Consider the following 5,376-nt stretch of genomic DNA (forward strand, 5'->3'; position numbering starts at 1 on the left):
GGCGGAAAAGCCGTTCCGCAAGGCGCCGCGTCCCGAGGGCAAGCCCTTCGAGAAGCGCGACGGACCGCGCAAGCCCTATGCGCCGCGTGGTGATCGGCCGATGGCAGCGGACGGCGAGCGGCCGGCGCGCGACTTTAAGCGCGAATCCTTGCCGCGTGAGGCGAGCGAGGGCGCTGGCCCGCGCGGCGAAAAGCCGTTCCGCAAGGGACCGCGCCCCGAGGGCAAGCCTTATGAGAAGGGACCGCGCAAGCCCTACGCCCCGCGCGGCGACCGGCCGGTGGCCGCGTCAGGCGAGGGCGGCGAAAAACGTTTCGAACGGCCCAAGCGTGATTTTGGCGACCACCCGAAGCGAGATTTCGCGGACCGTCCGAAACGCGACTTCGCGGATCGTCCCAAGCGCGACTTCAGCGATCGTCCCAAGCGTGACTTTGGCGAGCGGCCGCAAGGCGCATCAGGCGGCGGCTTCAAGCCTCGCCCGCGTCCCGCCGAAGCCGCTGAGGAAGCCGGCGAGCGCATCGCCAAGCGGCTTGCCCGCGCCGGCCTGGCCTCGCGCCGCGACGCCGAGGAACTGATCGCCGCCGGCCGCGTCAAGGTCAACGGCAAGGTGCTGTCCTCGCCGGCCTTCAACGTGATGCCCGACGACATCGTCCATCTCGACGGCATGGAAATCCCCAAGATCGAGCGCACTCGGCTGTTCCTGTTCCACAAGCCGGCCGGCGTCGTCACCACCAACCGCGATCCCGAGGGCCGCAAGACCGTCTTCGACGTGCTGCCGGCCGAACTGCCGCGGCTGATGACCATCGGTCGCCTCGACATCAACACCGAAGGGCTGCTGCTGCTCACCAATGACGGCGGCCTGTCGCGCGTGCTCGAATTGCCGGCCACCGGCTGGCTCAGGCGCTACCGCGTGCGCGTCCACGGCAAGGTCGAGGAAAGCGCGCTCGCGGGCTTGCGCGAAGGCATCGCCGTCGACGGCGTCTTCTATGGCGCGATCGAAGCCAGCCTCGACCGCGAACAGGGCACCAATGCCTGGCTGACGATCGGCCTGCGCGAAGGCAAGAACCGCGAGGTCAAGAACATCCTGGGCGCGCTCGGCCTCGAGGTGACGCGGCTGATCCGCATTTCCTACGGGCCGTTCCAGCTCGAGGATCTGCCGGAGGGCCATGTGCTGGAGATCAAGGGCCGCGTGCTGCGTGAGCAGCTCGGCGAGCGCCTGATCGAGGAATCCGGCGCCAATTTCGATGCCGAGATTGCAAAACCCTTCTCCAACAGGCCGGTGCGCCGCACCGAGCCGCGCCGCGAAGGGGCCGAACCGCCGAAATTCTCTCGCGACGGCGACCGCCGGCCGATCGGCGAGGGCGGCCTGATCAAGGCGCGCAAGCGCCGCGAGGGCAGCCGCGACGAGGCGCTGGGCAAGCTTTCGACCAAGCCCGACCGGGCGTTCGGCGAGCGCGGCGCGAAGCCGGAGCGTTCCGGCTTCGGCGACAAACCTCGTGGCGGTTTTGGCGACAAGCCCCGTTTCGGCGGCAAGAAGGCCGAACGCGAGCAGCGGCCGATCGAGCCGCCCGGTCAGCGCAAGGCCAATGTCTGGATGGCGCCAGGCGCGCGTCCGATTGGCAAGGGCAGGGCGGAGGCCGATGCGGCCAAGGCGGCCGACGCCAAGGCGCGCAAGGCCTCGTTCAAGCCGGCATATGGCAAGCCTGGCGGCAAGCCAGGTGGCGCCAAGCCGTACAGCAAGCCGCGAGGCGACCGGCCGGAAGGCGGCGGCAGGCCTGGTGGTGACAGGCCACGTGGTGGCCCCAAGGGTTCCCGCACCAGATGAGGATCGTCGGTGGTGAGTTTCGCGGGCGTCCGCTGGCGACGCCACGCAGCAATGCCATCCGTCCGACCACCGACCGCACCCGCGAGGCGGTGTTCAACGTGCTGGCGCACCGTTTTGCAGATAAGCTCGATGGCGCACGCGTGCTCGACCTCTTCGCCGGTACGGGCGCGCTCGGCCTCGAGGCGCTGTCGCGCGGCGCTTCCTATGGCGTCTTCATCGAGGAATCGGCCGAGGGACGCGGCCTGATCCGCAGCAATGTCGAGACGTTCGGGCTGACCGGCCGCACCAAGATTTTCCGGCGCGACGCCACCGCTCTGGGCGAGGCCGGCACGCTTGCCGCCTTCGGCCTCGTCTTCGCCGATCCACCTTACGGCAAGGGCCTGGGCGAGCGCGCCCTGCGCTCCGCGAGACAAGGCGGTTGGTTGCTGCCCGGCGCGCTCTGCGTGGTCGAGGAAGTGGCTTCCGCCCCGTTCGATGCCGGCGAGGGGTTCGCCGTGGTCGACGAGCGCGGCTACGGCGAAACGGTGATCCGGTTCATCAAGGCGGGGTGAGCGCCTCGAAAATGACGAACAATTCACTTTGCCTCGGCTGGCAACCTTGCCTATCGTCCCGCAATGAGAACCGGAGCCATCAATGACACCCCATACTGAATGGCTGCGGAGAGTCTTGCTCACCACTTCGCTGTTCCTGACCGACCCCGCACTCGCCGCCGATGACGGCAAGGTCACGGATTTCCTGCTCGACAACGGCATGGAGGTGGTGGTCATCCCCGACCATCGCGCGCCGATCGTCACCCATATGGTGTGGTACAAGATCGGCAGCGCCGACGAGCCGGCCGGCAAGTCCGGCATCGCGCATTTCTTCGAACACCTGATGTTCAAGGCGACGACCAACCACGCCGCCGGCGAGTTCGATCGCGCCGTCTCGGAGATCGGCGGCTCCAACAACGCCTTCACTTCCTACGACTACACAGCCTTCCACGAGACGGTGGCCCCGTCGGCGCTGGGCGAGATGATGGCCTTCGAGGCCGACCGCATGCGCAATCTCATCCTTACCGACGACGTCATCAAGACCGAACGCGACGTGATCCTTGAGGAACGCCGTTCGCGCATCGACAACAACCCGCAGGCGGTGCTGGACGAGGAAGTCGACGCCACGCTCTGGCAGAACCAGCCCTACCGCATCCCGGTCATCGGCTGGATGCAGGAGATGGAACAACTGAACCGCACCGACGCGATCGCCTTCTATGACAAGCATTACCGGCCGAACAACGCCGTGCTGGTGGTGGCCGGCGATGTCGAGCCCGACACGGTGAAGGCGCTGGCCGGGAAGACCTACGGCAAGGTCGCGCGCGGCCCGGACCTGCCGCCGCGCATTCGCCCGGTCGAGCCAGAGCAGAACACCAAACGGACGGTGACGCTGACGGACGCGCGCGTTTCCGTGCCGAGCTTCTCGACCCAGTGGGTGGTGCCGTCCTATCACACGGCCCAGCCAGGCGAGGCCGAGGCGCTCGACCTGCTGGCCGAGATCCTTGGCGGTGGCAACCGCAGCCGGCTCTACCAGCAGCTCGTGGTCAAGCAGGGCATTGCCGCGGAAGCCGGCGCCTTCTTCCAGGGCACCATGCTCGACGCCACCAACTTCACCGTCTACGCCGCGCCGCGCGGCGATGCCAGGCTCGCCGATGTCGAAGCGGCGGTCAACGCCGAGGTCGCCCGCATCGCCAGGGACGGCGTCACCGATGACGAGCTGGAAAAGGCCAAGCAGCGCTATGTCCGCTCGATGATCTTCGCCCGCGACAAGCAGGACGACATGGCCAACATGTACGGCGCGACGCTGGCCACGGGCGGCAATGTGCGCGACGTCCTGGAATGGCCGGACCGCATCCGCAAGGTCACCGCCGAGGAGGTCAAGACGGTCGCCGCTCGCTATCTTGTGCTCGATCATTCGACGACCGGCTATCTTCTGCCGCAGCAACAGGCGGGGAATTGATGATGACGCACCAGCTCAGCCGTACGATGCCTTTTCCCCACCACGCTCACCATTTTCCTTCAAGGAGAGACGGGAAATTGGCACGCGCCTTCGCCACCCTTTGCTTTACCTTGTTCTTCCTCGTCCTGCCGGCGCTTGCCGCCCGTGCCGCGATGAACATCCAGGAGGTGAAGTCTGAAAAGGGCATCACCGCCTGGCTGGTCGAGGATCATACGGTGCCGATCGTCGCCATCCGCTTCGTCTTCGACGGCGGCACGGCGCAGGACCCGGCTGGCAAGGAAGGGCTTGCCAACCTGATGACCGGCCTGTTCGACGAGGGCGCCGGCGACCTCGACAGCGACGCCTTCCAGGTGAAACTTGACGATGCCGGCGCCGAGATGAGCTTCGACGCGCAGCGCGATGGCACCTATGGCTCGATGCGCATGCTGTCGGAAGGGAAGGACGCCGCCTTCGACCTATTGACGCTTGCCGTCAACAGACCGCGCTTCGACCAGGCGCCGCTCGACCGCGTGCGCGCCCAGGTGCTGTCGGGCATCATCGCCAACGAGCGCGACCCGAACGCGATCGCCCAGCGCAAATGGCTAAGCGCGATCTATGGCGAGCATCCCTATTCGAGGCCCGATGAAGGCACCAGGCAGAGCATCGCCGCGATCACGCCGCAGGACCTCGGCGCTTTCCACAAGGCAAGTTTCGCCCGCGACGGCCTGCATGTCGCCGTGGTCGGCGACATCGACGCGGCAACCCTGAGGCGGAAGCTCGACCAGCTGTTTGGCGACCTGCCGCAGAAGCAGGCGCTCGCCCCGATCGCCGACACCCAACCGAAGCTCGGCCAGCAGCTGGAAGTCGACTACGACCTGCCGCAGACCTCGCTGCAGTTCGCCTATCCCGGCGTGAAGCGCAGCGCACCGGATTTCTTCGCCGCCGTGCTGGTGAACGATATCCTCGGCGGCGGCACCTTCACCTCGCGCCTGTATGAAGAGGTGCGCGAAAAGCGCGGCCTTGCCTATGGCGTCGATTCCAACCTGGTCGACCACGAGCATTCCAACGCGTTGGTCATCACCACCGCGACTCGCTCGGACCGTGCCGCCGAGACGCTCGCATTGGTGCGCCAGGTGGTGAAGGGGATGGCGGAGCAGGGTCCGACCGAAGTCGAACTCGAGGCGGCCAAGAAATACATGATCGGCGCCTATGCCATCAACAATCTGGACTCTTCGGCTTCTATCGCCGCGACGCTGCTGGAACTGCAGCTCGACAATCTCGGCATCGACTATCTGCAGCGTCGCGCGGCCCTCATCAACGCGGTGACGATCGCCGACGTCAAGGCCGCGGCGAAGAAGCTTTTGTCGTCCGATCCCGCCATCATGGTCGTCGGTCCACCGCTAGGAAGCAAGGGATGAGGCCCGGGGCGGGAAGATGGTGAGCAATGGCTAGCGGCGGTCCCACCTTCGGCGTTGCCTTCGGTGGCGGCGGCGCGCGCGGTCTCGCGCACATCCACGCAATAGAGGCACTGGACGAGCTCGGCATCAGGCCGGCGGCGATCGCCGGCTCCTCGATTGGCGCCATCA

At 66.8% G+C, this 5,376-nt stretch carries 5 protein-coding genes; all 5 read left to right on the forward strand.

Translation table 11 applies throughout. The annotated features are described in order from the left end of the window. On the forward strand, nt 1–1,822 hold a 1,822-nt coding region (locus EOA33_RS23000; RefSeq protein ID WP_145989245.1), incomplete at its 5' end, for a pseudouridine synthase. Beyond that, nucleotides 1,819–2,373 (forward strand): 16S rRNA (guanine(966)-N(2))-methyltransferase RsmD, encoded by a 555-nt coding sequence (gene rsmD, locus EOA33_RS23005; RefSeq protein WP_126055116.1) that lies wholly within the window; start codon nt 1,819–1,821, stop codon nt 2,371–2,373. The genes EOA33_RS23000 and rsmD, both read left to right, overlap by 4 nt. Before the next feature lie 82 nt (nt 2,374–2,455). Beyond that, the gene (locus EOA33_RS23010) at nt 2,456–3,811 is read left to right on the forward strand and encodes a pitrilysin family protein (protein WP_127406667.1); all 1,356 of its coding nucleotides are present in this window, start codon (nt 2,456–2,458) and stop codon (nt 3,809–3,811) included. Nucleotides 3,812–3,837: 26 nt separating this feature from the next. Further along, a complete protein-coding gene (locus tag EOA33_RS23015; protein WP_245482414.1) occupies nt 3,838–5,208 on the forward strand; it encodes a pitrilysin family protein in 1,371 nt (456 codons plus the stop codon). A 26-nt stretch (nt 5,209–5,234) separates the two neighbouring features. Beyond that, nucleotides 5,235–5,376: patatin-like phospholipase family protein (locus tag EOA33_RS23020; protein ID WP_190234344.1), on the forward strand; the 142-nt coding region annotated here is incomplete at its 3' end.

Origin of the sequence: Mesorhizobium sp. M4A.F.Ca.ET.050.02.1.1, assembly GCF_003997725.1 — a bacterium.
Classification (GTDB): domain Bacteria; phylum Pseudomonadota; class Alphaproteobacteria; order Rhizobiales; family Rhizobiaceae; genus Mesorhizobium.

What these genes read in the sequence shown, in the direction of transcription:
- rsmD (WP_126055116.1), top strand. Translation starts at nt 1,819, where the DNA reads ATGAGGATCGTCGGTGGTGAGTTTCGCGGGCGTCCGCTGGCGACGCCA.
- EOA33_RS23010 (WP_127406667.1), top strand. Translation starts at nt 2,456, where the DNA reads ATGACACCCCATACTGAATGGCTGCGGAGAGTCTTGCTCACCACTTCG.
- EOA33_RS23015 (WP_245482414.1), top strand. Translation starts at nt 3,838, where the DNA reads ATGCCTTTTCCCCACCACGCTCACCATTTTCCTTCAAGGAGAGACGGG.